Below are 26,948 nucleotides of genomic sequence, written 5' to 3' on the forward strand. Positions count from 1 at the left end.
GAATCTTATGCTAGGAGCAATAGTAGGAGACATTGTAGGTTCTATTTATGAATGGAACAATATTAAAACGAAGGATTTTCCCTTGTTTAGGGACGATTGTTTTTTCACAGATGATACGGTGATGACTTGTGCTGTGGCGGAAGCGATAATAAATGGCGGACAGAAGGATGACTTCATCGATGCCATGAAGAAGTACGGCAGAATGTATCCCGATGCAGGTTACGGTGCAAGATTTGGTAATTGGGTTGATGGCGACGATCGAGAACCTTATAATAGCTTTGGCAATGGCTCAGCAATGCGTGTTTCTCCATGTGCCTGGGCCATGGATTGTAGTTTCTGTGCACGAACGGGAGCCTGGCCGTCCAGAAGATCTCTCGCACGACTTTCTGCAGAGGTGACGCATAACCATCCAGAAGGAATTAAAGGAGCTATGGCCACAGCGGATGCAATCTATATGTGCCGTTATTTCTTCGGTGGTGATGGTAGCGATAACCCTGCGGATATTAAAAGACGCGTTAAGGAACATATTGAGAAAGAGTATGGATATGACCTTTCTAAAACGTTAGATGAAATTCGTCCTACTTATCGTTTTAATGAAACTTGCCAGAATACGGTGCCTCAAGCTATCATTGCCTTTCTTGAAAGTACAGACTTCGAAGATGCTATCAGAAATGCAATTTCTCTCGGTGGAGATAGTGATACTCTCGCTGCGATAACAGGAAGTATAGCTGAAGCTGCTTATGGTATACCTGATTGGATTAAGGAAAAGGCCTATACCTATTTAGATGAGCCCTTAAAAGAGGTCCTCAGTCGCTGGGAAGAGTACATTTCAGTAAACTAATAGTGCATAGAGAAAGGATTTCCCTATGGGATTTTTTGATAGATTTAAAAGGAGAAAAAATGGAAATCGGGAAAACCTATCTAGTAAAAAAAGATATTTTCAGTTTTAAAAAAGATGAACTTTGGACTTTAGTCGACAAGGGTTATCAGGCTTATTTTGGTGAACATAATTTCGTATTTGTCAATGATGAGAAAGTGAAGGTATTTGCAGTTTTGCAAGACGGTTCAGAAGAAGATATGCATATTTATCATCATCTGGATGACTATTTTGAAGAAGTTACTCAGGAAAATTTCTAAAGAAGGTGAGCTGCAAATTGAAAAAGCTTGTTTTTAATTAAACTTAGACCTAATCTATCAAATTTAAGGAAAGTAAATTCATGTTGGGATAGACGTCCTTACAAAGGCTATTCCGATTATCAAAAAGACTTAGACTGAAACTAGGTTGAAAGCCATCTGGTTCAGTCTTTTTTTCTATTTATGTAGTATAATATAGGGTGTAGGGATTCTATTTTTTAATAGGATTTTTCCAAGAACGAAAATTCATCTAGAAAGAGGAAAAAACATGAAACAATCACTTAAATTTTTAAGAGAAAAAATTACCGATAAGATGCCCTTAGAGGATATGGTAGCCATCTTTGAAGACTTGTGTAGTGTTCCTATTGAGGATGAGATGATTTTATTTGAAACAGGGACATTTACAGCTATATCTGATAAGCCCTTGTTTCAACTATCCTTAGTAAGGCAAGCTCCAAATGAAGATGAAGAGTTTTATCAAGTTCACCTCGATATTTTCTATGAAGCATGTCAAGAGAATGAAATATTTCATGAATCGATTTGGGATGAAGATTTAGAGGAAAATATCTTTGATTACATTAGAGCTTCAGAGGTGTTTGCCTATGCTAAAGAACAGGAATACCAAGCGGTCAAAATTTATCTGGAAGAAACTTGACAAGGCTAGTTAAAGTACGGAAATCTAATGACAGGAGATTGATATATGAATAAAATAATGGTGATTATTAATCCAACATCTGGTGGCGAAAAAGCCTTGGATTATAAAGTCAAACTCGAGAATAAAGCCTTAGATTATTTTGAGCATGTTGAGACCAGATTCACTGAGAAAGCTCTTGATGCGACAAACTTTTCAGAAGAAGCTTCTAGGGAGAAGTATGATGCTGTCCTTGTTTTTGGTGGGGATGGGACTGTCAATGAAGCCATCTCCGGTATTGCTGAAAAAGACTACATTCCTAAACTTGCGATTATCCCAGGAGGAACTGGAAACCTCATCACGAAACTATTAGAAATCAATCAAGATATTGATGGTGCCATTGACGAGCTTGATTTTAGTTCTACGAATAAGATTGACATTGGCAAATCAAACGGTAATTATTTTGGTTATATCTTTAGCATTGGTTCAATACCAGAAGCCATTCATAACGTTGGGATAGAAGATAAAACAAAGTTTGGTATGCTAGCCTATGCTATTAACACCATGAACTCTGTCGTTACTGATCAAACATTTAACATTAGAGTTGAGACAGAAAATGGAAATTATATTGGCCCAGCCAGCCATGTCTTGGTTCTCCTTACCAATTATTTCGCTGACAAAAAAATCTTTAACGAAAATAAGGATGGCTATGCCAATATTTTGATTCTAAAAGATGCCTCAATCCTTACTAAATTGTCAGTTATCCCTGATTTATTAAAAGGTGATGTTGTCGTAAATGAGAATATCGAGTATATAAAAGCTCGTCATATAAAAATTTCTTCAGATATTGCATTAGAAACGGATGTTGATGGTGACAAATCGGATGACCTACCAGTGGAAATTAAGGTCCTAGGTCAGCATATCGAGGTCTATTCTCAACCGAAAGAATAATAAACTTTTGACAAGAATAGTGGATAATAAAGGAGGCGATGATGACGAAGATTTTAGCAATTAATTCTATTTCGTTAAAAAAAAGAATGATTGAATTACTATTTGATTATCTTTTCATTCTAGCTTATTTAGCACTTCTGTTTTTAGGTTCTATGCTTTTTTACACTATTTTTTTTAATGGTATTCCAGAGTTTACAGAAATTCAGTCGCAGTGTCTTGTATTTTTTACCTCTGTTTTGCCAATCATTCTACTTTTTACATTCTTTGATTATACAAAAAATGGGAGTTTCGGGAAGGCGAAAGCAGGACTTCAATTGGTTTACAAGAAAAAAACAGTGCAAGCTAGCTTGCTTAGAAACACCATTAAATTTTTTCCTTGGCAAATAGGTCATATGGGCACGATACATGGTTTCTATAGTGAGTTTGATTCCTTATCTATTATTCTCTCGTTTCTAGCTACTCTCCTCGCAGTTGCCCTACTTGCAATGATGGTTTTCAGGAAAGACAAACGACATCTAGGTGACCTGCTAGCTCATACACAGGTACAGCTAAAAGGTGACTAAAATTAAATTTTTCATAGATATTTCACTTATTAGGGAGCGTGCCATGTGCCAGCTTCCTTTTTAATGATTTAAAATCTACTTTACTTAGCAAAATGCTTGGACTTAAAATAAATTTGAACTATAATATAAGAGAAGCTTATCGACCTGAAAAATCTTAGTTAAAAAGGAAACATTTTATGAAAGTATCTAAAAAAATCAGATTAATGAGCTGCTGTGTTTTAGCTATCTTTACTTTAGCTGCCTGTGTTACAAACCAAAACCAATCTACGGAAAAACAGAATAGTTCAACTACTAAGGTGGCTAGCTCAGGTAAAGAAAGCTACAAAGGAACCTATAGCAATCTTAATAACAAGGAAAGCGAAGAAGAAGTTCGAAAAGCCTTGGCTGCACATTTGGATAAAGATAGTGTCGATGCATTTTTCAACCTTGTAAATGATTACAACGCAACTGTCGGTTCAGTAGGCTTGACTGGAGATTTTTCTACATTTACCAAAACAGACTATGATGTTGAAAAGATAAGCAATCTTTGGACGCCTAAAAAGGGTGATTTTGTCGGTACTAACTGTCGTATTAACAGTTATTGTTTATTAAAAAATTCTATCGAAATTCCTAAATTAGAGAAAGATGATTCTCTCTTGTTTGTCGATAATGATGCCATTGACAAAGGTAAGGTCTTTGATGCAGAAGACAAGGATGCTTTTGATATTTTATTCTCAAGAGTCAAGACCGAAGCAACGACTGATGTCAAAGTTCATGCTGCAAAGATGGAAAAATTCCTTTCTCAATTCAAGTTTAATGAAAATGCAAGAATGCTGTCCGTAGTCGTCCATGATGACTTGGATGGGCAATCCCTCTTTATTGGCCATGTCGGGATCCTTGTGCCAAGCGAGGATGGCTATCTCTTTGTTGAAAAATTAACCTTTGAGGAGCCTTATCAAGCCATCAAATTTGCGACCAAGGAAGATTGTTACAAATATCTAGATACAAAATACGAAAACTATACAGGTGAAGGTTTAGCGAAACCCTTTATTATGGATAATGATAAGTGGGTTCAATTCTAAAGGATGGTAATGAAATGGAAGTAGTACTGGCATTCATAATTTTTGTCTTAATCGGAGTATGGGCTGTTTGGGTTATCAAGGGAAACCAGCAGAGACCAAGAAGAAATGAACGATTTATTGGGTATATCAATCGATACGATGAAGATGGTGATCCTTACCAAGCAGAGGTTTGGGAAGTGACAGAAGATGAGGAGTAGACATATGGAATTACAAGATTTTACAGAAAAAGAACAAGAAATGATTAAAAAGGGACTAACATTCTCTAAGCTTAACGATAAGGAAACTGCCGATAAGATTATCGCCTTAATTCCTGAAGATATGATTAAACGAATTCCATTTTTTGTTAGAAAACATGCCATTACACGTACAGTCAAGAGAATTTCACTTGAGTATCCAGAATTGTATGCTGTAGCTGAACAAGAAGGCCAACTTCCTGAAAAGGAAGCTCAAGAATTGCAACAAATTCTTACAGATATTTTCCAAGAAAAAATGAACAAGCATAAGATTAAATAAGTTTTGAGATTTAGAAATAAGATGTCGATTGAACATTAGGAGTTGAGAATGGCTATTGATGGCGTTAAAATCATTGACAGTGATCAAGGTTATGACATTTACAATGAAGTAGTCGGTCGCTATAGAGACGGTGAACATGTAGCGAATATCATCAAGGATATTCTCGATGCGGAAAAAGATTACTGTCAAACAGACTTTTTTACAGAAATTTATTGGACAGCTCTTGCCTACTCACTGTGGAAGATTGGTCACCTGACAGACGACATCAGAGATAAAACCTTAGAGCTTATAAAAAAAGGGGCTGATCCATTTTGGTTGGAAATAGAACCAAAGGCTTTGAAGCAAAGGCAAAAGGTCTTGGAAAAACTTGCTCTCCAGCTGCAAACTAAAAATCCTAGGCCTCTAAAGGTCCCTAAAGCCAAAACTAAACGCAAACCTTATTTTGAAGAAGGGGATATCCTTGCTGTTAAGTTCCAAGATGAGTATGGTCTTGTCTTTGTATCTATGGTTGAGCAGAGTCCTAGAAAGCTTGAGTATCATCTAGCTTGCACGCGCCTCTTACAAACAAAAAAGCCCTCCATCGATGATTTTTTGACCAGTCAAATCTCCTGTAAGATGGACAATACAAAGTTTGCTCTAGTTACAGATTGCTGGTTCAATCACAAAGATTTAGGGCAATTATTAGAAAATATTGAAAAAATTGGACAGGTGAAACTTAGACCTTTTAGTCTTTGGATGCTAGCACCTGCCCAAAATTTAGAAGATATTTATGAAGAAATCACTAGAGATAAAGGTTCCTCTGGCCTTAGATTCATCGAAACCTATAAACTTGTCGAAGATATTTTTCCAGTTTAATGCTTATGTGATAAAGGGGGAAATGGTCAATCATTCCCACATGCTGTGCTGGGCTCTAACACCATAGCTATCTAGGGAACCATCTGAATTAAACTTAGCTTCAATCCGATACCTTTTCCAGAGGTCGTAATCTGCTGTTTGAATGGTCAGAATGAAGTTGGCATCGGTGTCAGATACATTATAATCAGCTGGATTGACTTCAAAGATATCGATTAATTTTCGTGTTTGAAAATCTTGGAGTTTGAGGTTTGCTAGCTTGACATGATTGATGGAAATATTTTCTAGTTGATTGTTATCCTTAGGTGTTCTGTAATAGGTGACGACGCAGTTTTTGAGTTGATCAGTATCTTTACCAGTGGGAGTAAGGCTCATAAAGCCATAGGACTGATTATCCCGCTTGACTTCAAGAAGCTGACCGTAGTAGAAGTGGTCGTTCTTGGGATTTGTGATGGAAGTCTCTGGACTTTTATCTTCAAAGTTAAAGCCTTGGTCCAAAAGTTCGGAAGCCTTGGTCTCCCCGATAATGACAGTGGTATCTTGAATGGTTACTGGAACAGGTTGAGCTGGAAGGCCACTCATCATGATGCAAAACATAAAAACATAACTCGTTAAAAAAGCTGTCCCGACAAAAGCGTTGGTTGATGCATAGACATGACTGTTATGAAAGTTTTTGCTTATTGCCAGTACAACAAATTTACCAATACTTTTTAAAACCATACTAACAAGTACGATAAAAAATTGTTTTTTCAAACATTCATAAATGGCTTGAGGAAAGCTATTACCATGATAGTAGAAACCAGCCAATACGAGTAGATTTACGATTAAATAGATCAGCAAGAACCAATGAATCTCTTTAAGGGCATTAGCATCAGTGATTTCTTCATAGTCGACGTGAATTCTTCCTTGAACAGCTTGGCCAAGTTTATAAATCCATTTGGGAATGTCTTTGCCTTTTTTAACCGCAACTACAAGTCTAATATAGAGATAGATGCTAAAGGACAAGGATAGAAAGAAAAGAGCATAAAAACTTAAAATAATACTAGTGAACATGACTACTTCCCCCTATTAACATTCAATAAAACAATTTCTTAGCTCCATTATAGCATTTTCTATAGAAATAGAGCTAAAAATATCAGCAAAATCCTTAAAGATAAAAAGATGGGAATCATTGACATTCATGCTTTACCGATTGTGGTCATAGAAGGCGGCCCCTTCTTCTTGCTGGTTTTATTGATTGGGAATTGGGTACTAAAGAGAAAGATAAGATTTGAGAGAGAACATAAAGGAGTAGAGAGCCATGGCTAGAACGGCGATAATAGGTACTTTAATAGTTTTTGCAATCTTTAATCTGCTACTTGGTCTGGGGTTTTATCTCTTTCTAAAAAAGAGGAAAGAGAATGGGCAGTCATTATACGAAACGCCTGTAAACCAACAAACTCGAACTGAAAAGCTGGGTCTAGGTGAGATTTTGGTCTACCTGTCCCTGATTGCCATCGCGGGGATTTTTGCTTTTCAAACCTTAAATAGAGGTGGTGTTGGGAATTCTATTTTAGCCAAAATGATTCTCTTACCTGCACTAATGGCTCTTTTCAATGCAAGAAAACGAACTGGGAAGTCTATGCTTGCCCTCCTTATAACCTTTATGGTCTTTCTGGTAGGAGTCATGTTTAATCTCACGATTGGTTTGCCACCTCAAGCACCGATTTTGCAAATTAATGAAAGTAAAATCGCTTTAGCAGAAACAAAAGCAAGTGATCTGATGGAAGCTGGATTTGATATCTATGCAAGACAAGGTGATGGTGGTAGCGACTACGAATACCTCCTGACAGATGGTAATTTCCAAAAGTATTCAGGAGATAAATCAGTTACTATCGAAAAAGGCTTCAGACTTGATAGCAATGCTGTTCCTTACGCTCCCTATCTCCTGGCAAAAGATGGCATAGTACTGGGCAGTATTTCCTTTTACGGTGCTGAGGACCAGAATGAGGCTTTAGAAGATTCCAAGGTTATTCAGGTTCGATTTAACAAGGAAAGTATTGAAGAAGCAAAGAAACATTCTATCACTTTCAAGTTAGATGAACTTGACTTGACTACTCGACTGGATGTTTCTCTTGTTCAAGAAACTTTTAAAAAGCATCTATGGTCAATTCCCCCATCACATACAAGTGATGTTACTCAATTGTGGTATGGATTAAAGTGGTCCAGCAACAGTGACTCTCTATTTTGGAATGAGTATTATAGTCTCATCCGTCTAGATGAAAATTATTTGATGATTGATTTTGAACTAGCTGTTCAAGTAGCACGAGATGACTAGATAGGATTTTGAATAGTTGATTATGCTTATGATTCATTAAAGAAACTAATCTATTTAGTTTCTTTTTTTGTTTTTTGATTTAAATTTAAAACGATTTCCATTTTTAAGTTAAAGCAATTTCACGAACAAAAAAATGAATTTATTAAAAAAAGTTTCTAAAAATACTTTACAAGTATCTGAAAACATGATATAGTAATGAAGCTTAGAAAATGAGATGATGTTTTCTAGCAAATATAAACCCGAGTAAAAAATGCCTACGGACAGGCAGGGTTGAATGCCGAAGCGTGGTTGAAAAGCCACATTATTGATAGGGTTAAAAGCCTACTTTTATAAGTTGATGTTAGGACACTTGTCCTAATTCGTATAGATTTGTTAGTGTGGTGAAAGCACACGTCATCTTGTGAAACGATCAATAAAGTACGTAATATTTGCTACTAGAGAGTTAGGAAACATCAGGAACAGACATACTCAAAAGAAACAAACATAAACACGTCAGTAGATTGTAGAGCAGGTGCCAACCTGCTCTTTTTTCATAAGTATCCTTTAGAGCCTTACATGGTTAAGGTGTAAAAAATATGATAAAGGAGTATGTCTTTATAATGTTAAATCAAAACCAAGCTCCCATCTATGAGGGGTTGGTCAAGTTACGAAAGAAAAGAATTGTACCATTTGACGTACCTGGTCATAAGCGTGGCCGTGGTAACCCAGAATTAGTGGAACTTTTAGGGGAAAAATGTGTAGGTATAGATGTTAACTCTATGAAGCCCTTGGACAATCTGGGGCATCCCATTTCGATTATTCGAGAAGCTGAAGAGCTAGCAGCAGAAGCTTTTGGTGCGGCTCATACCTTTTTAATGATTGGGGGAACAACTTCATCCGTGCAGACCATGATTCTCTCCACCTGTAAAGCAGGAGATAAAATCATCCTTCCCCGAAACGTTCATAAGTCAGCTATTAATGCACTCGTTTTATGTGGCGCCATTCCCATTTATATCGAGATGAGTGTGGATCCAAAAATCGGTATCGCACTGGGACTTGAAAATGACCGTGTAGCACAAGCTATTCAGGAACATCCAGATGCCAAGGCTATCCTAATCAACAATCCAACTTACTATGGAATTTGTTCAGACCTTAAGGGTCTAACAGAGATGGCTCACGCTGCAGGAATGAAAGTCTTAGTTGACGAGGCGCACGGTGCTCATCTGCACTTTACAGATAAACTTCCTCTATCCGCTATGGATGCAGGAGCAGATATGTCAGCTGTATCCATGCATAAGTCCGGTGGTAGCTTGACTCAAAGTTCCCTTCTTTTAGTTGGCGATCAGATGAATCCTGAGTACGTACGTCAGATTATTAATCTGTCACAGTCAACATCAGCATCTTACTTGCTGATGTCGAGTCTTGATGTTTCACGTCGAAACTTAGCCCTTCGTGGTAAAGAGTCCTTTGAAAAGGTCATTGAGTTGTCCGAATATGCTAGACGAGAAATCAATGCCATCGGTGGCTACTACGCCTACTCAAAAGAACTAGTAGATGGTGTCTCAGTTTGTGATTTTGATGTAACCAAGCTGTCAGTTTACACACAAGGTATTGGTCTAACAGGGATTGAAGTTTATGATCTCTTACGGGATGAATATGACATTCAGATTGAGTTTGGCGATATTGGGAATATCTTGGCCTACATTTCGATTGGTGACCGTATCCAAGACATTGAACGCTTGGTCGGTGCTCTAGCTGATATCAAGAGACTCTACTCGAGAGATGGGAAAGACTTGATTGCTGGAGAATATATCCAGCCTGAGTTAGTGCTTTCTCCTCAGGAAGCCTTCTACTCAGAGAGAAGAAGTTTAACCCTGGACGAGTCTGTTGGCCAGGTCTGTGGTGAATTCGTCATGTGCTATCCTCCAGGTATTCCAATCCTAGCGCCAGGTGAACGGATTACACGAGAAATTGTTGATTATATCCAATTTGCCAAAGAACGTGGTTGTTCCCTCCAAGGAACGGAAGATCCAGAGGTCAATCACATCAATGTTATTGAGAGAAAGGAGAACTAAATGGATTTATGGTTTTCTGAAGTTCATACTCCAGATGTGAAATTGTCTCTGAGAACAGCCAAACAACTCTACGCTGGTAAAAGTGAATGGCAGGATATCGAAGTTTTAGACACGCCTGCTTTTGGGAAGATATTGATTTTAAATGGGCATGTCTTGTTTTCAGATGCAGATGACTTTGTCTACAATGAAATGACAGTTCATGTTCCAATGGCTGTCCATCCTAATCCTAAGAAAGTCTTGGTTATTGGGGGTGGCGACGGTGGTGTTGCCCAGGTATTAACCCTCTATCCAGAATTGGAACAAATCGATATCGTGGAACCGGATGAGATGTTGGTTGAGGTCTGTCGAGAGTATTTTCCAGACTTTGCTGCAGGGCTAGATGATCCTCGCGTTACCATTTACTACCAAAATGGGCTTCGCTTTTTACGAAACTGCGAAGATGATTACGACATTATCATCAATGATGCGACTGATCCATTTGGACATACAGAAGGTCTTTTTACAAAGGAATTTTACGGCAATAGTTACAGAGCCTTGAAAGAAGACGGTATTATGATCTACCAGCATGGTAGTCCTTTCTTTGACGAAGATGAGTCGGCTTGTCGAAGCATGCATCGTAAGGTCAATCAAGCCTTTCCAATCAGCCGAGTTTATCAGGCACATATCCCTACCAGTCCGGCTGGCTATTGGTTATTTGGATTTGCATCGAAAAAATATCACCCTGTCAAAGATTTTGATAAGGAAGGCTGGAAAAAGCGCCAGCTATTCACAGAATACTATACTGCAAACTTACACGTTGGTGCCTTTATGTTGCCAAAATACGTTGAAGACATTTTAGAAGAAGAGGAAAGAAAAAAATGAGTCGTTTATTAGTTATCGGATGTGGGGGCGTTGCCCAAGTTGCTATTTCAAAGATTTGCCAAGACAGCGAAACTTTTACAGAAATTATGATTGCTAGCCGTACAAAGTCAAAATGTGATGACTTGAAAGCTAAATTAGAGGGCAAAACAAGTACTAAAATTGAAACAGCTGCTCTTGATGCTGATAATGTCGAAGAAGTCATTGCATTGATTGAAAGCTACAAGCCAGAAGCCGTTTTGAACGTAGCTCTACCGTACCAAGATTTGACAATTATGGATGCTTGCTTGGCAACGGGAGTTCACTATATCGACACAGCCAACTATGAGGCAGAGGATACAGAAGACCCTGAATGGCGTGCGATTTATGAGAAACGTTGTAAGGAGCTTGGATTTACTGCTTATTTTGATTACTCATGGCAATGGGCTTACCAAGAAAAATTCAAAGAAGCAGGCTTGACAGCTCTACTTGGATCTGGTTTTGACCCAGGGGTAACCAGCGTCTTTTCAGCGTATGCTTTGAAACACTACTTTGATGAAATCCACTATATCGACATTTTAGACTGTAATGGTGGTGACCACGGTTATCCATTTGCGACCAACTTTAATCCAGAAATCAACCTCCGTGAGGTTTCTGCACCAGGTTCTTACTGGGAAGATGGAAAATGGGTAGAAGTTGAAGCAATGTCTATCAAACGTGAATATGATTTCCCTCAGGTTGGTCAAAAAGACATGTATCTTCTTCACCATGAAGAAATTGAATCACTGGCTAAAAATATCCCAGGAGTTAAACGTATTCGTTTCTTCATGACTTTTGGTCAATCTTATCTAACCCACATGAAATGCTTGGCAAACGTTGGGCTCCTTCGTACAGATGCTATTAACTTTAACGGACAAGAAATCGTACCTATCCAATTCTTGAAAGCCTTGCTTCCAGATCCTGCAAGCCTTGGCCCACGCACTGTTGGTAAAACTAATATCGGCTGTATCTTTACAGGTGTTAAAGATGGTGTTGAAAAGACTATCTACATCTACAATGTTTGCGACCATCAGGAATGCTACGCAGAAGTTGGATCACAAGCCATTTCTTATACAACAGGTGTTCCAGCCATGATTGGGACAAAATTAGTGATGGATGGTACATGGAAACAGCCTGGAGTTTATAACCTTGAAGAGTTGGATCCAGACCCATTCATGGAAGATTTAAATAAATACGGCTTGCCATGGGTTGTGGTTGAAAATCCACAAATGGTGGACTGATGAAGTTAGAACAAGTACCAACACCTTCTTATATCATTGACTTAGGAAAATTAGAAGAGAATTGCCGCATTCTGCAAGAGATTCAGGAAAAAGCCGGTTGTAAGGTGTTGCTAGCTCAAAAGGCTTATTCCCTCTATAAAACCTATCCCTTGATTAGCCAGTATCTGTCAGGTACGACAGCTAGTGGACTTTATGAAGCGAAGTTAGCTAGGGAAGAATTTCCGGGGGAAGTCCATGTATTTGCGCCTGCTTTCAAGGAATCTGATATGGAAGAGTTGCTTCAAATATCTAATCATATTGTCTTTAACTCAGAGAGACAACTACGAAAATATGGTGAAACTTGTCGTGAAGCTGGTATCGGTGTTGGTCTACGCCTCAATCCTCAGTGTTCTACTCAGGGAGATCACGCGCTCTATGACCCTTGTGCACCAGGATCTCGTTTTGGAGTGACTTCAGACAAGATACCTAGTGATTTGCTGGACTTGGTTGACGGGCTTCATTTTCATACTCTTTGTGAGCAGGGGGCAGATGATTTAGAGACAACCTTGAAAGCAGTAGAAGAGCAGTTTGGGCCTTATTTGCATGAGGTCAAATGGCTCAATATGGGCGGTGGACATCACATTACAAGAGATGACTATGATGTGGACTTGCTGATTTCCGAAATCAAGCGTATCCGAAATACTTACAATCTTGAAGTCTATATCGAACCAGGAGAAGCCATTGCACTTAATGCTGGTTATTTAGCTACTGAGGTATTAGACATCGTTGAAAATGGGATTGAGACCTTAGTGTTAGATGCTTCAGCAAGCTGCCATATGCCAGATGTTCTAGAGATGCCTTATCGCCCCCCATTGAGAGACGGTTTTGAAGCGCAAGAAAAATCCTATACTTATAGACTTTCTTCCAATACTTGTCTAACAGGAGATATCATTGGAGACTATAGTTTTGAAAATCCAGTTGAGATCGGAGATAGACTTTACTTTGAAGATATGGCAATCTACTCCTTTGTCAAAAATAATACCTTTAACGGGATTGGGCTTCCAAGTTTGTATGTGATGGATAAAGAGGGTGAATGCTGTTTAGTCAAAGCCTTCGGCTATCAAGACTTTAAGGAGAGATTATCATGATGGACAGTCCAAAAAAATTAGGCTATCGTATGCCAGCAGAGTATGAACCCCATCATGGTACTCTCATGATATGGCCAACACGACCAGGATCTTGGCCTTTTCAAGGCAAGGCTGCTAAAAAAGCTTTTAGCCAGATTATCAAAACCATTGACCAAGGGGAAACAGTCTACCTTTTGGTGGAGCAGGACTATCTATCTGAAGCCCAATCCTACCTAGGCGATAGTGTTGTTTATCTAGATATTCCTACCAATGATGCCTGGGCGCGTGATACGGGTCCGACTATTCTCGTCAACGATAAAAAGGAAAAGTTGGCGGTAGATTGGTCTTTCAATGCCTGGGGTGGTGCTGTGGATGGTCTCTACCAAGACTATGAAGCAGATGACCAAGTCGCTAGTCGCTTTGCAGAAGTTTTAGAGATACCTGTTTACGATGCCAAACCTTTTGTACTGGAAGGCGGAGCTATTCACAGTGACGGTCAAGGAACGATTCTTGTGACTGAAAGTTGCCTTCTCAGTCCGGGTCGCAATCCTCATATGACAAAAGAAGAGATTGAAAATACCTTACTAGAGAGTCTTGGTGCTGAAAAAGTCATCTGGCTTCCTTATGGTATTTATCAGGATGAAACCAACGAACACGTCGACAATGTAGCAGCCTTTATTGGTCCAGCGGAGATTGTTTTAGCTTGGACAGATGATCAGGGTGATCCCCAGTATCACATGTCAGCAGCTGACCTTGCCCTTTTAGAGAAGGAAACAGATGCAAAAGGCCGGAGTTTCACTATTCATAAACTTCCGATTCCAGCTATCCATCAAGTAGTGACGGAAGAAGATTTGCCGGGCTATTCATATGAAGAAGGTGAAGAAGAGCGTTATGTAGGAGAACGTTTAGCAGCATCCTATGTGAACTTCTATATTGCCAATAAGTCTGTCTTGGTGCCACAATTTCAGGACGAAAACGACCAAGTGGCCTTAGATATTCTCAGTCAGTGCTTCCCAGACCGTGAAGTCGTAGGAATCCTAGCTAGAGATATTCTTTTAGGGGGTGGGAATATCCACTGTATTACCCAACAAATTCCAGAATAGGAGAAAAAGATGAGAAATGTAACGGTTGCAGCCATTCAGATGCAATGCGCTAAGGATGTGGAAACCAATATCCAAACAGCAGAGCGTTTAGTACGTCGGGCTGCAGAACAAGGCGCACAAATTATTCTCTTGCCCGAGTTGTTTGAACGTCCCTATTTCTGTCAGGAACGTCAGTATGACTACTACCAGTATGCCCAGTCGGTGTCAGAAAATACGGCTATCCAGCATTTTAAAGTAATTGCCAAGGAACTAAAGGTCGTTTTACCGATCAGTTTCTATGAAAAAGATGGTAATGTCTTATACAATTCTATTGCTGTCATTGATGCTGATGGGGAAGTATTAGGCGTTTATCGAAAAACACACATACCAGATGACCACTATTATCAAGAAAAGTTCTTCTTTACTCCTGGAAACACAGGCTTCAAAGTTTGGGATACTCGCTATGCGAAAATTGGTATTGGGATTTGTTGGGATCAGTGGTTCCCTGAAACAGCCCGTTGCCTTGCCATAAATGGTGCAGAATTACTCTTTTACCCAACAGCCATTGGTTCGGAGCCAATTTTGGATACAGATAGTTGTGGACATTGGCAACGTACCATGCAAGGGCATGCTGCAGCTAATATCGTTCCAGTTATCGCAGCCAATCGTTATGGTTTGGAAGAAGTCACTCCTTGCGAGGAAAATGGAGGGCAAAGTTCTAGCCTTAATTTCTACGGTTCATCCTTTATGACCGACGAAACAGGAGCTATTCTAACTCAAGCCGAACGACAAGGAGACGCTGTTCTGTTAGCAACTTATGACCTTGACAAAGGTGCAAAAGAGCGTCTGAACTGGGGTCTGTATAGAGATAGAAGACCAGATATGTATAAAGATATTGTGAGATGATAACAAAAAGTAGCCCACTCAGGCTACTTTTTTAAAATTCTTTGTAAACATAAGGATTCTCTGGTTTGTCCACTTTTATGAAAGACTGGACTTCGATTGTTGGAAGGACTTGGTTAAGTTCCTTGTGGTAGCGATTGCTAATCTTTCCTTTGACTCTCACCCATGTGTTATTGTCATAATGATTGGTATTTCCAGTGGTCAATAGGCCAAAAACTCCTGAATCAGCGATACAGTGCATGATACCAAAGCGAAAGACAAATTGACTATCGCTGTGACTGGGATCGTTGTAGACAAACCCAATAAACTCGATCTCTTTACCTTCAAATTCATTTGGATAATCATAGATAGCTTCCATGATTTCTAAGTAATTTTCATCCTTGATAACAATACTTGATTGAGCTAAGTACTTATCAGCACTCTTCCGAATAATATTTTCATGAGCTGTTTGTGAATAAAAGCGACTGGTATCCGGTTTGAGATACTGACTGCTCGTTCCTTCACTTGCTTGGATTGCCTTGTCAGTTCCTTCAGACAAAGGGAAATAATATCCTTTTGCCGATACTGTTTGTGAATCCAGAGTAACTGTTGAAAAAGTGAATCCAACTAACAAAGGCAAACTTAAGAGGACAAAACTAGCAAGCTTGGCTGAAATACTATGTAAGTGGCTATGTTCTTTCAAACGCTTGAAGCAAATATAGGCTTGAACGATGGCTAGTAACAATGACAAAACCATGGTGATATAAGCCAGATAAGAGTAGTGGAGGTTTAGATACTGATTGAGTTTACCTGATAGCTTTAGATAAAGGGTTAAGAAAAAATAACTCATCAGAATAAGAAATCGTATCATAGCATCACCCCGACTAGATAAGAATAGACAAGAACAACAAGAGTTACAATTGTCATGAAATGCCAAATAAAGCGAGTTTTGAGATAGTTCTTCATCATGAGTAAGTTCTTGACATCAAGCATGGGACCTATAACCAGAAAGGCAAGCACTGGAGCAAAGCCAAAACTTGAGAGAAGAGAAGATCCAATAAAGGCATCCGCTTCACTACAGAGGGATAGTAGGAAAGATAAGACCATCAGAAGAACAATCGCAAGTAGTGGTGTTGCGCTGATAGAAGTCAGGATCCTAGTTGGTACATAAACCTGAACTATGCTAGCAAACAGACAACCGAAAACCAAATAACGTCCCATATCAAAGAATTCATCGATAGCTTGGATAAAGACCTGAAGAATTTTTTGACCTTTACTCAAGTGAGAAAAATCATGCTCATGACAAGCCAATCTATTTTCTTTTTGAATCGATTCTTCCCAGAAAAATCCGAGGAAAATACCCAATATCGTAGCAATGAGTATTGCCCCTAAAGCTCTTAGAAGAACCATTTGAATGGAATTGCCAAAAGCTGAATAGGTCGAAAAGAGTACGATGGGATTAATGATTGGAGCTGTTACTAGAAAGGGAACAGCTGTATAGCTTGGAACCTTCTTCTCCAAGAAACGATTGATGATAGGGACAATCCCACACTCACAAGAGGGAAAGAGAAAACCAATGAAGGTACCAAAAAAGATTCTCCCCAAACGATTTTTAGGGAGAAATGTATAAACCTTCTCAGGAGTGACGTAGACTTCAATAGCACCAGAGATGATGCTACCAATTAAGACGAAGGGTAGGGCTTCAATGATGATTGATAGAAAAATAGCGCCAGCTTGTAACACACTAGAAGGTAGACTTTGAAAGAGTGTCATCTATTTTTTCTTTTCTGCCTTATCTTTCTTCTCTTTGTCGTCTGGAAATGTTACTTGTTTCAAATCAGGAAGTTTGGCAAACTCTTCGAACATTTTATCTAAGTCATCAGTTTTTGTAAATTTAACAGCCATAAGGCATACCTCGATTCTTTGTGTTACCTCTATTATACTATTATTTCTGGGAAATAGTTATATTTTATAATCAACTTCCTTTTTATCTTTATAAAGTTGAAATAAAGCAACAAATTAATGAAAACAAGCTTTCTTCCTTATGGTATAATAGTTTCATGGATAAAAAATATGAAAAAATTTCCCAAGATTTGGGTGTAAGCTTAAAGCAAATTGATACGGTCTTGTCTTTGACAGCAGAAGGAGCAACCATTCCCTTTATCGCTCGTTATCGGAAAGACATGACTGGTAGTTTGGATGAGGTGGCTATTAAAGCTATTATCGACCTTGATAAAAGTCTAACTGCTCTAAATGATCGAAAAGAAGCAGTTTTAGCAAAAATCAAAGAGCAAGGCAAGCTGACCAAGGAATTGGAAGAAGCCATCTTAGCTGCTGAAAAACTAGCAGATGTTGAAGAACTTTATCTTCCTTATAAAGAAAAACGCCGCACCAAGGCGACAATTGCGCGTGAGGCAGGGCTTTTCCCTCTTGCTCGCTTAATCTTACAAAATGTTTCTGACCTAGAAAAAGAAGCAGAAGCATTTGTCTGTGAAGGATTCGAGACTCCACAAGATGCTTTAGCAGGTGCAGTTGATATTTTGGTTGAAGCTCTCTCTGAGGATGTCAATTTGCGTTCGATGACTTATCAAGAGGTCCTTAGACATTCTAAGATTACTTCACAAGTCAAGGACGAAAGTTTGGATGAAAAGCAAGTCTTTCAGATTTATTATGATTTCTCAGAGACGGTTGCTAACATGCAGGGATATCGTACTCTTGCCCTTAATCGTGGTGAGAAGTTAGGCGTCTTGAAAATTGGTTTTGAGCATGCGACTGATCGTATTCAAGCCTTCTTTGCTGCTCGTTTTAAGGTTAAGAATGCTTATATTGACGAAGTTGTTCAGCAGTCTGTTAAGAAAAAAGTCTTACCAGCTATCGAGCGCCGTATTCGTACTGAATTGACAGAAAAGGCAGAAGAAGGAGCTATTCAACTCTTCTCAGAAAACCTCCGTAATCTTCTTCTGGTAGCACCGCTAAAAGGGCGCGTGGTTCTTGGATTTGACCCTGCCTTTCGTACAGGTGCCAAGCTTGCGGTCGTTGATGCGACTGGTAAGATGCTGACAACACAAGTCATTTATCCAGTCAAACCAGCTTCAGCTCGTCAGATTGAAGAAGCTAAGCGTGATTTGGCAGATTTGATTGGCCAATACGGTGTTGAAATCATCGCTATCGGGAATGGTACTGCCAGTCGTGAAAGTGAAGCTTTTGTTGCTGAAGTACTGAAGGATTTTCCAGAAGTCAGCTATGTCATTGTCAATGAGAGTGGTGCGTCTGTCTACTCAGCTAGTGAACTTGCCCGCCAGGAGTTTCCAGAACTAACCGTTGAAAAACGTTCTGCTATCTCAATTGCTCGCCGTTTGCAAGATCCTCTTGCTGAATTGGTTAAAATCGATCCTAAATCCATCGGTGTCGGTCAATATCAGCATGACGTTAGTCAGAAGAAACTGTCTGAAAGTCTTGATTTCGTGGTGGATACAGTTGTTAACCAAGTCGGTGTCAATATCAATACAGCTAGTCCAGCCTTGCTTTCACATGTTGCAGGACTAAACAAAACCATCTCTGAAAATATCGTTAAGTACCGTGAAGAAGAAGGAAAAATCACTTCACGCGCCCAAATCAAGAAAGTTCCTCGCCTAGGGGCAAAAGCTTTTGAGCAGGCTGCAGGTTTCCTTCGTATTCCTGAAAGCAGCAACATCCTTGACAATACTGGTGTTCACCCAGAAAACTATGCAGCGGTCAAGGAACTCTTCAAACGCTTAGATATTAAAGACCTAAATGAAGAAGCGCAAGCCAAGCTAAAATCCGTTTCAATCAAGGAAATGGCTCAAGAGCTAGAACTCGGTCAAGAAACACTTAAAGACATTATCGCTGACCTTCTCAAACCAGGACGTGATTTCCGTGATTCTTTTGATGCTCCAGTCCTACGTCAGGATGTTTTGGATATCATGGACTTAAAAGTTGGCCAGAAGCTTGAGGGCGTTGTTCGTAACGTCGTTGACTTCGGTGCCTTTGTTGACATTGGTATTCACGAGGATGGCCTGATTCATATCTCTCACATGAGCAAGAGATTCATCAAGCATCCGAGTCAAGTCGTTTCAGTTGGTGATTTGGTAACCGTTTGGGTGAAGAAGATTGATGTCCAACGAGAAAAAGTAAATCTGTCGCTCCTTGCACCAGATGAATCTAACTAATTACGTTAAACAAGTTTCTTTAGAAGACTTTGGGAAACCTTTCAAACACCAAGCTCAATGGAATACTCGCCTACGGTCGACAGGTGGGCGATTCTTTCCAAAGGATGGGCATTTGGATTTTAATCCAAAAGTCTATCAAGAACTTGGTTTAGAGGTTTTTCGGAAAATTGTCCGTCACGAACTCTGTCATTATCATCTATACTATGAGGGCAAGGGGTATAAACATAAAGATGTAGCCTTTAAGAAACTGTTAAAAGAAGTGGACGGGCTCCGCTTTGTTCCTCCCTTATCAAGTGTTAATCAAACACCAGCTCTAGTCTATACTTGTCAGACTTGTCACCAAACCTATCAACGAAAGCGACGAATTGATACTAAACGTTATCGTTGTGGTCTTTGTCGTGGCAAACTTATCCTACAAAATCCGCCTAAGGACTGATGCAAGCAGTTTTTATTTCATGTTATACTTATTACAAGAATACCGAAAGAGGTACAAATCATGAATAGAAAATTTTATAAAATGAGACGAAATCGTATGATATCAGGAGTACTTGCTGGACTATCTGATAAATGGGATCTTGATGTCACCCTTGTGCGCTTCATTTTTGCTATCTTTACAATCGCAAACTTTGGACTTGGAATCATCATCTACATCATCTTAGCCTCTATCTTGCCAACAAAGGAAGATATCGAAGCAGAAATGTACGGAACAGGACCACGTAAGATTAAAGAGGCTGAACCAATCGATGATAATGAAGGTTGGTTTTGGTAACCATATTACCATTCATTTGAAGTATTAAACCCTTGTAGTATCAAGGGTTTTTCTTTTGCTTAAAAATTTGTGGTAAACTAATAGTAGTTCATATCAAAAAAATAATCCAATCTTACAAAAATGTAAGATTACAGACCTCTTTTGTAAGGTTATGTTATGGAACCAACTCTTTTTTTAGAGTACACTTATATCAGAAAGATAAAGTAGCAATACTATGAAAACAATTTTACAAAAGAAACAAACAAGTAAGCCGAGTCCAAAGGATATCGAGCGAGTTCAAATCGGCATCGAAATGATGCAAGCTCAGTTTCAATTAATGGGATATTAAAAAGGAGAAGTTAAAATGACACTATTAGATGTAAAACACGTTCAAAAGATTTATAAAACTCGCTTTCAAGGCAACCAAGTAGAAGCCCTGAAAGATATTCACTTTACCGTTGAAAAAGGCGATTACGTTGCTATTATGGGTGAGTCTGGATCTGGTAAATCTACTCTACTCAATATTCTTGCTATGCTTGACAAGCCAACGCGTGGGCAGGTCTTCCTAAACGGAACTGACACAGCTACCATTAAAAATTCTGAAGCATCAAGCTTCCGTCGTGAAAAGTTAGGCTTTGTCTTCCAAGACTTCAATTTGTTAGATACGCTTTCTGTTAAAGACAATATCTTACTCCCTTTGGTATTGTCTAGAAAGCCTATAACAGAAATGATGAAAAAATTGGTCGTGACGGCCGAAAATCTTGGCATCAATCAATTGCAGGAGAAGTACCCTTATGAAATCTCTGGAGGGCAAAAACAAAGGGTAGCAGTTGCACGGGCTATCATCACAGAACCAGAAATTCTTCTTGCGGACGAGCCAACAGGTGCCCTAGACTCTAAATCGTCTGCAGCTCTCCTTGATATCTTTGATCAGATCAATGAACAAGGGCAAACCATTCTCATGGTGACCCACTCAACAGCTGCGGCCAGCCGTGCAAAACGTGTTCTTTTCATCAAGGACGGTATTCTCTATAATCAAATTTATCGAGGTGAAAAGACGGATCGTCAGATGTTCCAAGAAATCTCTGACACCTTGACTGTTATGGCAAGTGAGGTGAACTAGTATGTTTCGATTAACCAATAAGTTGGCCATATCCAACTTAATCAAAAACCGCAAACTCTATTATCCCTTTGCTTTGGCAGTCATTTTGGCAGTTACTATCAGCTATCTCTTTTACTCTCTGACCTTCAATCCCAAGATTGCGGAAATCCGTGGAGGATCCACCATTCAAACTACTCTAGGATTTGGTATGTTTGTCGTCACCCTTGCGTCAGCCATTATAGTCCTTTATGCCAATAGTTTTGTTATGAAAAATCGCTCAAAAGAACTGGGTGTCTATGGTATGTTGGGACTAGAAAAGTGCCATTTAATTGGTATGACCTTCAAGGAGCTCCTGATATTTGGTTTAGTAACAGTGACTTCTGGGATTGGCATTGGTGCCCTCTTTGACAATCTCATCTTTGCTATATTGCTTAAACTTGCAAAGATGAAGGTAGAGCTAGTCGCAACCTTTCAATGGTCCGTAGTCCTTTCAATTCTTCTAGTATTTGGTCTTATCTTTTTAGTCCTTGTGTTTCTAAATACCCTACGTATCATCCGTATGGATGCTCTGCAACTATCTCGTGAAAAAGTAGAAGGGGAGAAGAAGGGACGTTTCTTAGTCCTTCAAACTTTACTAGGGCTAATTGCACTAGGTAGTGGCTACTATCTAGCACAAAGCGTAAAAGATCCAGTTTCAGCGACTGTTACTTTCTTTATAGCCGTCCTGTTGGTAATTGTTGCGACCTACCTCTTATTCAATGCGGGTATTACAGTTTTCTTACAGCTACTCAAGAAAAACAAAAGATATTACTACCAACCCAATAACCTCATCTCTGTTTCTAACCTTATCTTTCGTATGAAGAAAAACGCTGTCGGTTTAGCAACCATTACCATCCTTTCAACCATGGTTTTAATCACCATGTCTGCAGCAACCAGTATCTACAACGGTTCTGAAAATATAAAAAATATCATGTATCCTCATGATTTCGATGTTAAGGCTAAGGGAAATAATATTGAAGTTGAGAATTTAGACCAACTATTGACTCAATATGCCAGTGAAAAGAACTTGACGATTAGCAATAAAGACGTTCTTAGCTATGCTAGCTTTGGCCTTTCTAGTCAAGATGGAACTAAATTAACCATTATGACTAAAGAACAAATCACGGAATTACCTAAGACAGTTTTTCTAGTATTTGATCAAAAAGACTATGCAAAAATGACTGGACAAAAGCTTGATTTAACGGATAATGAAGTCGGACTGTGGGCTAAAAATGACCAACTAAAAGGTCAGAAAGCATTTAGTCTTAACAATCAAGAGTATCGTATCAAGGAAGAAATCCAGCAAGATTTTATCATCAATCATGTTTCAAATCTCTATATCCTTTTAGTTTCAGATTTTAACTACCTAGTTGTACCAGATCTTCAAAGCTTTTTGGATCAGTACCAAGATTCTGCTGTCTACACTCAGTTCTACGGTGGTATGGATGTCACCGCAAGTCTAGAGGAACAATTAAAGCTATCTGATGATTTTGATGCGTATGTAAATAATTTTAACCATAATCTCAAAAGTGAAGATGCTATGGTTTACGGGGGTAATGGTTCAAGTGATGCAATTGTCCAAATGAATGTTCTCTATGGAGGTGTCCTCTTTATTGGTATTTTCCTCTCTATCATCTTTATGATAGGTACTGTACTGGTTATTTACTATAAACAAATCTCAGAAGGTTATGAAGACCGTGAACGCTTTGTGATTTTGCAAAAGGTGGGCTTGGACCAAAAACAAATCAAGCAAACCATTAACAAGCAAGTCTTGACTGTCTTCTTCCTCCCTGTAATCTTCGCCTTCCTACATCTAGCCTTTGCCTATCACATGTTGAGTTTGATTATCAAGGTTATTGGTGGTGTGGATACAGCTATGATGTTAAGCGTAACACTTTCCATTTGTGGTATCTTTGCTTTAGTCTATGTCCTAATATTTATGATTACTTCAAGAAGTTATCGCAAGATTGTTCAAATATAATAAAAAATGTTTGTCAAGGAATCATAGTATTAACCCAAACGAATATTTGGGGAACGTTAAAGTTCACGATAAAAAAGATTATAGATAGACATTTCAAGAAAAAATCTTGAAACAATTTTCGCTTAAATGCATATTGAGATTATTATAGATTTTAAAAATAATTTATGAAAACAAGAGAGCCGATTATAAGTTAGGGTCTTTTGTAATATGGTAAATGCTTATGAAATTAAAATTATGTACTATTGGATTCTTCTTTTGTTTGATTGCTGCAATTGGTCTGGTCACTATTAGCGATACCGAAACGCCCATACCTTTACCAATTGATGGTGCCTTTTCTATTCAAGGAAAAAGCAATCTTTCCAATAACGAAATTTACGAAATGATTCGTGACCTATCAAAAACGGAAAATGTTACCATTTACAAGCCGGTCGTTCAGAGTTCTGGTCAGTTGAAGTATGTAAATTTCGATGATGTAAATAATGAACAATTAAAGTCAGCACCAATAATAGGGATGTATTACACCCTTGGAAAAATAAATATAGACAGTTTGAAACCACTTACGATGACTGGACTACAAACAGTATATACGGCTTATCCTTGGTATATAGGAGGAATCTTACAATTCACTGGAACTTTAAGAATACTGTTAATGAGCTCCATTTACTTAACTTTATTAGTTGTGTTATTTGTTGTTAGAACGAAGCAGATTAAAGAAGGAGTGATACGACGTTCTTTGGGCTTGCCTGTATACGATCTAAGAAGAGAGTATGGCATTTCTCTTATTTTTGAACTGATTATGATGGCTTTATTGATGATTTCTTACAGTTCTTTTTTGGGAAATGGTTTCTTCACCTATAGTTCTAAGTTATTTTTCTCTCTTCTTTTAACGAATTTTATACTATTTCAAATCATTGATCTCATCACCTTTGTTTTATTTTGGTTGACGATTCAGGTTGAAAAGCCCATTGAAATTATCAAAAACAAGGCGAAAAACAAGCTTATTTTTATCGTATGGCTTGCTATTATTTCGATTATCATCCTTATCTCAGGAATTTTTTTACAAGAAACAAAGAGTAGTCAATCCAGTATTAACATCCAGATACAGAATTTAGTACCATGGGACACAGTAAAAGACTGGAGAAGGATTGAGTTCCTTGGAATTGAAAATAACTCTGCCAAAACTGGAGAAGTTAATGATTCGGATGGTAAGTATCTACAGATAGCTGCTGCCTTAAAAAACTTAGATTTCTTATATATTGACCGATCTTCGGCATATGTTCCAGATTTCATGAAAACTTCACATGTTATGGAAGACTTTTCTAAACAATTAGAAAATGACGGAATAACGAATCCAGAAATAAATAAAGAGTTGATTTATATCAATCAAACAGGTGCTAACCTACAAAATAAAGTGAATGGAACAAACTATCATCTTTTAGATAATAAGATAGCAACCATCTATATTCCTGAGAAATGGAAAGAAAACCAGAAATCTATTGAAAATACAGTTGTAGCAGAACAATTTATTGGAACAAACTATACAAAAGAAGAGCTTGCAGTACAAATAATTCCTGATGGGGAAAAAATTTTTTATTTCAATGAGGATGCTGATGATAATCATAAAATGAAAGAGTTTTTACCGATCGCAAGTGTAGCAGATAGTAAAGATAATATTGTTGTTGTGTTAGATACGGACAAAATGATTGAAAACAACCAGTTTTCTTTAGCTAGTAATATAACACATAAGTCTCTTTTTAGTCCTGAAGCGGTAAAGAAAATAAATGAGATGGCTAGCCAGTTGAATGTTTCAATGAATCCAGTAGATGTTTACCAAATTGTGAAATTAAAGATCCAGTCCTTAGAGCACCAAATTCTACTGTCACAAATCTTGCAGAAGATAATTTACAGTATTGTCTTTATACTCATTTATCAATATGTCCAACTTTATATTGCCCTAAAACAGAATGAATATGTGAAGAAAATCATTTTGGGTCTGTCAAAAACATATATAGCAATTTCAAGTCTCAAGTATTTTATGATGACTATTACAATGGTTATCCTATTTACATTTCTTATGACAGGTCAAATAGAGTTGCTATATATTGGTCTTGCTTCTCTGCTGGTTTTGATGTTGTCAATAATCATGAGTTTTAGAAAATTATCTGAAAGCTATACTAAAATTTTAAAAGGAGATGAAACATGACAATTGACCTTTTGAACGTTTCAAAAAGTTTCGGCTCAAAGAAGATCTTTACAGACTTAAATTTAAGATTTGAATCTGGAAAAAGTTATGCATTGATTGGAGGTTCCGGATCTGGTAAAAGCACCCTTCTTAATATTATAGGAAGATTAGAAAAAATTGATAGTGGGAATGTTTTAGTTGATAAACAGGATATTTGGAAGATAAAAGAAAGAACTTTTTTTAAAAATACTGTTGGATATGTATTTCAAAATTATTCTTTAATCGAAAACAAAACAGTATATGATAATTTGAAACTTATCACTAAAGACAAAAAAACAATAACTGATGTACTTGAAAAAGTAGGACTGTCAAGTGACTATTTACATCAAAAAATATATGAATTGTCTGGAGGGCAGGCTCAACGTGTAGCTATTGCTAGAATGTTAATGAAACCACGTAAAATTATCTTAGCAGATGAACCCACAGGAGCTTTAGATGGTGAGATTGGAAAAGAAATTATTCGTTTATTATTAAATGAAAGAGATGAAGACAAATATGTTATTATAGCGACGCATGATCCAGCTGTCTATAATAAAGTTGATGTGATCATTGATATGAAAGATATAGGGGATAATGTATGAAAAAGATAATTTATATTGCTTTGATCTTTGTAGCTGGGTTACTTGCCTTCTTCTTTTTTAGAAAACAAATGATCTCAAAAGAGAATACCAATAAACCAACGTTGGAGTTAACAGTTTTTACGGTTTCTTCTAGTGATACAGAAAAATGGAATAAAGTGAGACAAGTAGAAACAGAAGAGGCCACATACTTCATAACTGTGAAAGAAGTAGCGTCTTCAGAAGAAGTATTTTCAAACATCATTGCAAATGGTGCTGCTTCTGGGTTCGGAGTTCGTGAAGAAGAAGTGAAGCAATTTAATAATAATTTAGGAGACACTATTGAGGACTCTAAGCATAATAAACTCATTGGAATAGAATTTTTTACTTTTTCTAATGCTGACGAGGGATTTGTAGTAGCAAATTTTGACTACGGTAATGAAGAGTTGAATTCTCAGAAAAAAGATATAAAAGTGGTATATAAAAAAATATATGAATCTTTTAAAGAAAAAAGTAAGTGATTGCGATTTATTTGCCTGTTTTGATAGAAAAAAAGTCAATTTATAATCCTAGTATTTTATCTTAATACTCGCGCTTTTTAGTTGATAAAACTTACAAATAGTCCTGAAGAAAACAATGACATTCAGTTTACTTATATGTATCATGTGCATACAAAGTTAGGTCCATCGCATCATCAATTTATGTTTATCAATAATTGAGCAGTTGTTGCATCATTTGATTTTTCAGAGGACCAGTGCAGTTTTTTCTTACAGAATACCTTTCTCATGCCATGGTTTATAATTAATACTCTTCGAAAATCAAATTC

Annotated in this window: 28 protein-coding genes; 24 read left to right on the forward strand and 4 right to left on the reverse strand. The window is 37.9% G+C overall.

From position 1 onward, the window contains the following. Positions 1 to 7: 7 nt before the first annotated feature. The 9 genes from HMPREF2795_RS07600 to HMPREF2795_RS07640 all read left to right on the forward strand — a co-directional run bounded on the left by HMPREF2795_RS07600 (position 8) and on the right by HMPREF2795_RS07640 (position 5,708). The gene (locus tag HMPREF2795_RS07600; RefSeq protein ID WP_000900065.1) at positions 8 to 841 is read left to right on the forward strand and encodes an ADP-ribosylglycohydrolase family protein; all 834 of its coding nucleotides are present in this window, start codon (positions 8 to 10) and stop codon (positions 839 to 841) included. Between the two features lie 59 nt (positions 842 to 900). After that, entirely contained in the window at positions 901 to 1,137 is a 237-nt protein-coding gene (locus tag HMPREF2795_RS07605; protein ID WP_000402376.1) for a hypothetical protein, read from the forward strand. Positions 1,138 to 1,402: 265 nt separating this feature from the next. Next, positions 1,403 to 1,789 carry a hypothetical protein gene (locus HMPREF2795_RS07610; protein ID WP_000814174.1) on the forward strand — a complete coding sequence of 129 codons (387 nt, stop codon included), beginning with the start codon at positions 1,403 to 1,405 and terminating at the stop codon, positions 1,787 to 1,789. Between the two features lie 45 nt (positions 1,790 to 1,834). Further along, on the forward strand, positions 1,835 to 2,716 hold the full coding sequence (locus tag HMPREF2795_RS07615) for a diacylglycerol/lipid kinase family protein (RefSeq protein ID WP_001033741.1): 882 nt from the start codon (positions 1,835 to 1,837) through the stop codon (positions 2,714 to 2,716). A gap of 41 nt (positions 2,717 to 2,757) precedes the next feature. Then, the gene (locus HMPREF2795_RS07620) at positions 2,758 to 3,279 is read left to right on the forward strand and encodes an RDD family protein (protein ID WP_000161461.1); all 522 of its coding nucleotides are present in this window, start codon (positions 2,758 to 2,760) and stop codon (positions 3,277 to 3,279) included. Between the two features lie 176 nt (positions 3,280 to 3,455). Continuing rightward, positions 3,456 to 4,340, forward strand: a complete 885-nt coding sequence (locus HMPREF2795_RS07625; protein ID WP_000868693.1) for a DUF4300 family protein — start codon at positions 3,456 to 3,458, stop codon at positions 4,338 to 4,340. Between the two features lie 14 nt (positions 4,341 to 4,354). Further along, a complete protein-coding gene (locus HMPREF2795_RS07630) occupies positions 4,355 to 4,537 on the forward strand; it encodes a hypothetical protein (protein ID WP_000454373.1) in 183 nt (60 codons plus the stop codon). Positions 4,538 to 4,541: 4 nt separating this feature from the next. Beyond that, positions 4,542 to 4,853, forward strand: coding sequence for a hypothetical protein (locus HMPREF2795_RS07635; RefSeq protein WP_000422664.1), 312 nt, complete (start codon positions 4,542 to 4,544; stop codon positions 4,851 to 4,853). Positions 4,854 to 4,901: 48 nt separating this feature from the next. Continuing rightward, positions 4,902 to 5,708 carry a hypothetical protein gene (locus HMPREF2795_RS07640; protein WP_000963200.1) on the forward strand — a complete coding sequence of 269 codons (807 nt, stop codon included), beginning with the start codon at positions 4,902 to 4,904 and terminating at the stop codon, positions 5,706 to 5,708. Positions 5,709 to 5,738: 30 nt separating this feature from the next. Here the strand turns inward: HMPREF2795_RS07640 and HMPREF2795_RS07645 are convergent, their stop codons facing one another. Beyond that, positions 5,739 to 6,758 (reverse strand): hypothetical protein, encoded by a 1,020-nt coding sequence (locus HMPREF2795_RS07645; protein WP_000495162.1) that lies wholly within the window; start codon positions 6,756 to 6,758, stop codon positions 5,739 to 5,741. A gap of 247 nt (positions 6,759 to 7,005) precedes the next feature. Here HMPREF2795_RS07645 and HMPREF2795_RS07650 point away from each other — a divergent pair, with 247 nt between their 5' ends. From HMPREF2795_RS07650 to aguB, 7 genes are all read left to right on the forward strand, one after another. Next, entirely contained in the window at positions 7,006 to 8,022 is a 1,017-nt protein-coding gene (locus tag HMPREF2795_RS07650) for a hypothetical protein (RefSeq protein ID WP_000124508.1), read from the forward strand. 599 nt (positions 8,023 to 8,621) lie between these two features. Then, the gene (locus HMPREF2795_RS07655) at positions 8,622 to 10,076 is read left to right on the forward strand and encodes an aminotransferase class I/II-fold pyridoxal phosphate-dependent enzyme (protein ID WP_075228572.1); all 1,455 of its coding nucleotides are present in this window, start codon (positions 8,622 to 8,624) and stop codon (positions 10,074 to 10,076) included. Continuing rightward, positions 10,077 to 10,937, forward strand: a complete 861-nt coding sequence (speE, locus tag HMPREF2795_RS07660) for a polyamine aminopropyltransferase (RefSeq protein WP_000366716.1) — start codon at positions 10,077 to 10,079, stop codon at positions 10,935 to 10,937. It begins immediately after the preceding gene. Beyond that, positions 10,934 to 12,193 (forward strand): saccharopine dehydrogenase family protein, encoded by a 1,260-nt coding sequence (locus HMPREF2795_RS07665; protein WP_075228573.1) that lies wholly within the window; start codon positions 10,934 to 10,936, stop codon positions 12,191 to 12,193. The genes speE and HMPREF2795_RS07665 overlap by 4 nt, the downstream gene beginning before the upstream one ends. Further along, positions 12,193 to 13,320, forward strand: coding sequence for a carboxynorspermidine decarboxylase (gene nspC / locus HMPREF2795_RS07670; protein WP_000764393.1), 1,128 nt, complete (start codon positions 12,193 to 12,195; stop codon positions 13,318 to 13,320). The genes HMPREF2795_RS07665 and nspC overlap by 1 nt, the downstream gene beginning before the upstream one ends. Continuing rightward, positions 13,317 to 14,402, forward strand: coding sequence for an agmatine deiminase (gene aguA / locus HMPREF2795_RS07675; RefSeq protein ID WP_000969477.1), 1,086 nt, complete (start codon positions 13,317 to 13,319; stop codon positions 14,400 to 14,402). Before nspC ends, aguA begins: the two co-directional genes overlap by 4 nt. A gap of 9 nt (positions 14,403 to 14,411) precedes the next feature. Further along, entirely contained in the window at positions 14,412 to 15,287 is an 876-nt protein-coding gene (gene aguB / locus HMPREF2795_RS07680; protein WP_001246771.1) for an N-carbamoylputrescine amidase, read from the forward strand. 31 nt (positions 15,288 to 15,318) lie between these two features. Here the strand turns inward: aguB and HMPREF2795_RS07685 are convergent, their stop codons facing one another. The 3 genes from HMPREF2795_RS07685 to HMPREF2795_RS10950 are packed head-to-tail and all read right to left on the reverse strand — an operon-like array spanning position 15,319 to position 17,168. After that, the gene (locus tag HMPREF2795_RS07685; RefSeq protein WP_075228574.1) at positions 15,319 to 16,134 is read right to left on the reverse strand and encodes a TIGR03943 family putative permease subunit; all 816 of its coding nucleotides are present in this window, start codon (positions 16,132 to 16,134) and stop codon (positions 15,319 to 15,321) included. Next, a complete protein-coding gene (locus HMPREF2795_RS07690) occupies positions 16,131 to 17,036 on the reverse strand; it encodes a permease (protein ID WP_075228575.1) in 906 nt (301 codons plus the stop codon). Before HMPREF2795_RS07690 ends, HMPREF2795_RS07685 begins: the two co-directional genes overlap by 4 nt. Beyond that, positions 17,037 to 17,168: an SPJ_0845 family protein gene (locus HMPREF2795_RS10950; protein WP_000268695.1), complete on the reverse strand. Its 132-nt coding sequence runs from the start codon at positions 17,166 to 17,168 to the stop codon at positions 17,037 to 17,039. 155 nt (positions 17,169 to 17,323) lie between these two features. Between HMPREF2795_RS10950 and HMPREF2795_RS07695 the strand changes: the two genes are divergently transcribed. The 8 genes from HMPREF2795_RS07695 (at position 17,324) to HMPREF2795_RS07730 (ending at position 26,643) form a co-directional block, all read left to right on the forward strand. Continuing rightward, a complete protein-coding gene (locus HMPREF2795_RS07695; RefSeq protein WP_075228576.1) occupies positions 17,324 to 19,453 on the forward strand; it encodes a Tex family protein in 2,130 nt (709 codons plus the stop codon). Next, on the forward strand, positions 19,440 to 19,889 hold the full coding sequence (locus tag HMPREF2795_RS07700; RefSeq protein WP_049548412.1) for a SprT family protein: 450 nt from the start codon (positions 19,440 to 19,442) through the stop codon (positions 19,887 to 19,889). Before HMPREF2795_RS07695 ends, HMPREF2795_RS07700 begins: the two co-directional genes overlap by 14 nt. Positions 19,890 to 19,949: 60 nt before the next feature. Then, complete coding sequence (locus HMPREF2795_RS07705; protein WP_049548413.1) at positions 19,950 to 20,222, forward strand: PspC domain-containing protein; 273 nt, start codon at positions 19,950 to 19,952, stop codon at positions 20,220 to 20,222. Positions 20,223 to 20,565: 343 nt separating this feature from the next. Beyond that, positions 20,566 to 21,324 (forward strand): ABC transporter ATP-binding protein, encoded by a 759-nt coding sequence (locus HMPREF2795_RS07710; protein ID WP_006152604.1) that lies wholly within the window; start codon positions 20,566 to 20,568, stop codon positions 21,322 to 21,324. Position 21,325: 1 nt separating this feature from the next. Then, positions 21,326 to 23,323, forward strand: a complete 1,998-nt coding sequence (locus tag HMPREF2795_RS07715) for an ABC transporter permease (RefSeq protein WP_075228577.1) — start codon at positions 21,326 to 21,328, stop codon at positions 23,321 to 23,323. 220 nt (positions 23,324 to 23,543) lie between these two features. Beyond that, positions 23,544 to 25,526 carry an ABC transporter permease gene (locus HMPREF2795_RS07720; protein ID WP_075228578.1) on the forward strand — a complete coding sequence of 661 codons (1,983 nt, stop codon included), beginning with the start codon at positions 23,544 to 23,546 and terminating at the stop codon, positions 25,524 to 25,526. Then, positions 25,523 to 26,146, forward strand: coding sequence for an ATP-binding cassette domain-containing protein (locus HMPREF2795_RS07725; protein WP_075228579.1), 624 nt, complete (start codon positions 25,523 to 25,525; stop codon positions 26,144 to 26,146). The genes HMPREF2795_RS07720 and HMPREF2795_RS07725 overlap by 4 nt, the downstream gene beginning before the upstream one ends. Further along, positions 26,143 to 26,643: a hypothetical protein gene (locus tag HMPREF2795_RS07730; RefSeq protein ID WP_075228580.1), complete on the forward strand. Its 501-nt coding sequence runs from the start codon at positions 26,143 to 26,145 to the stop codon at positions 26,641 to 26,643. Before HMPREF2795_RS07725 ends, HMPREF2795_RS07730 begins: the two co-directional genes overlap by 4 nt. Positions 26,644 to 26,948 lie beyond the last annotated feature (305 nt).

Origin of the sequence: Streptococcus sp. HMSC056C01 (assembly GCF_001811305.1) — a bacterium.
In the GTDB taxonomy this organism is placed as follows: domain Bacteria; phylum Bacillota; class Bacilli; order Lactobacillales; family Streptococcaceae; genus Streptococcus.

Bases quoted from the DNA above. Each gene is read 5' to 3' on its own strand.
- speE (WP_000366716.1), top strand. From the start codon at position 10,077: ATGGATTTATGGTTTTCTGAAGTTCATACTCCAGATGTGAAATTGTCT.
- HMPREF2795_RS07620 (WP_000161461.1), top strand. From the start codon at position 2,758: ATGACGAAGATTTTAGCAATTAATTCTATTTCGTTAAAAAAAAGAATG.
- HMPREF2795_RS07705 (WP_049548413.1), top strand. From the start codon at position 19,950: ATGAATAGAAAATTTTATAAAATGAGACGAAATCGTATGATATCAGGA.
- HMPREF2795_RS07625 (WP_000868693.1), top strand. From the start codon at position 3,456: ATGAAAGTATCTAAAAAAATCAGATTAATGAGCTGCTGTGTTTTAGCT.
- nspC (WP_000764393.1), top strand. From the start codon at position 12,193: ATGAAGTTAGAACAAGTACCAACACCTTCTTATATCATTGACTTAGGA.
- HMPREF2795_RS07695 (WP_075228576.1), top strand. From the start codon at position 17,324: ATGGATAAAAAATATGAAAAAATTTCCCAAGATTTGGGTGTAAGCTTA.
- aguA (WP_000969477.1), top strand. From the start codon at position 13,317: ATGATGGACAGTCCAAAAAAATTAGGCTATCGTATGCCAGCAGAGTAT.
- HMPREF2795_RS07610 (WP_000814174.1), top strand. From the start codon at position 1,403: ATGAAACAATCACTTAAATTTTTAAGAGAAAAAATTACCGATAAGATG.
- HMPREF2795_RS07600 (WP_000900065.1), top strand. From the start codon at position 8: ATGCTAGGAGCAATAGTAGGAGACATTGTAGGTTCTATTTATGAATGG.
- HMPREF2795_RS07710 (WP_006152604.1), top strand. From the start codon at position 20,566: ATGACACTATTAGATGTAAAACACGTTCAAAAGATTTATAAAACTCGC.
- HMPREF2795_RS07640 (WP_000963200.1), top strand. From the start codon at position 4,902: ATGGCTATTGATGGCGTTAAAATCATTGACAGTGATCAAGGTTATGAC.
- HMPREF2795_RS07725 (WP_075228579.1), top strand. From the start codon at position 25,523: ATGACAATTGACCTTTTGAACGTTTCAAAAAGTTTCGGCTCAAAGAAG.
- aguB (WP_001246771.1), top strand. From the start codon at position 14,412: ATGAGAAATGTAACGGTTGCAGCCATTCAGATGCAATGCGCTAAGGAT.
- HMPREF2795_RS07720 (WP_075228578.1), top strand. From the start codon at position 23,544: ATGAAATTAAAATTATGTACTATTGGATTCTTCTTTTGTTTGATTGCT.
- HMPREF2795_RS07655 (WP_075228572.1), top strand. From the start codon at position 8,622: ATGTTAAATCAAAACCAAGCTCCCATCTATGAGGGGTTGGTCAAGTTA.
- HMPREF2795_RS07605 (WP_000402376.1), top strand. From the start codon at position 901: ATGGAAATCGGGAAAACCTATCTAGTAAAAAAAGATATTTTCAGTTTT.
- HMPREF2795_RS07665 (WP_075228573.1), top strand. From the start codon at position 10,934: ATGAGTCGTTTATTAGTTATCGGATGTGGGGGCGTTGCCCAAGTTGCT.
- HMPREF2795_RS07700 (WP_049548412.1), top strand. From the start codon at position 19,440: ATGAATCTAACTAATTACGTTAAACAAGTTTCTTTAGAAGACTTTGGG.
- HMPREF2795_RS07730 (WP_075228580.1), top strand. From the start codon at position 26,143: ATGAAAAAGATAATTTATATTGCTTTGATCTTTGTAGCTGGGTTACTT.
- HMPREF2795_RS10950 (WP_000268695.1), bottom strand. From the start codon at position 17,168: ATGGCTGTTAAATTTACAAAAACTGATGACTTAGATAAAATGTTCGAA.
- HMPREF2795_RS07650 (WP_000124508.1), top strand. From the start codon at position 7,006: ATGGCTAGAACGGCGATAATAGGTACTTTAATAGTTTTTGCAATCTTT.
- HMPREF2795_RS07630 (WP_000454373.1), top strand. From the start codon at position 4,355: ATGGAAGTAGTACTGGCATTCATAATTTTTGTCTTAATCGGAGTATGG.
- HMPREF2795_RS07645 (WP_000495162.1), bottom strand. From the start codon at position 6,758: ATGTTCACTAGTATTATTTTAAGTTTTTATGCTCTTTTCTTTCTATCC.
- HMPREF2795_RS07685 (WP_075228574.1), bottom strand. From the start codon at position 16,134: ATGATACGATTTCTTATTCTGATGAGTTATTTTTTCTTAACCCTTTAT.
- HMPREF2795_RS07635 (WP_000422664.1), top strand. From the start codon at position 4,542: ATGGAATTACAAGATTTTACAGAAAAAGAACAAGAAATGATTAAAAAG.
- HMPREF2795_RS07715 (WP_075228577.1), top strand. From the start codon at position 21,326: ATGTTTCGATTAACCAATAAGTTGGCCATATCCAACTTAATCAAAAAC.
- HMPREF2795_RS07615 (WP_001033741.1), top strand. From the start codon at position 1,835: ATGAATAAAATAATGGTGATTATTAATCCAACATCTGGTGGCGAAAAA.
- HMPREF2795_RS07690 (WP_075228575.1), bottom strand. From the start codon at position 17,036: ATGACACTCTTTCAAAGTCTACCTTCTAGTGTGTTACAAGCTGGCGCT.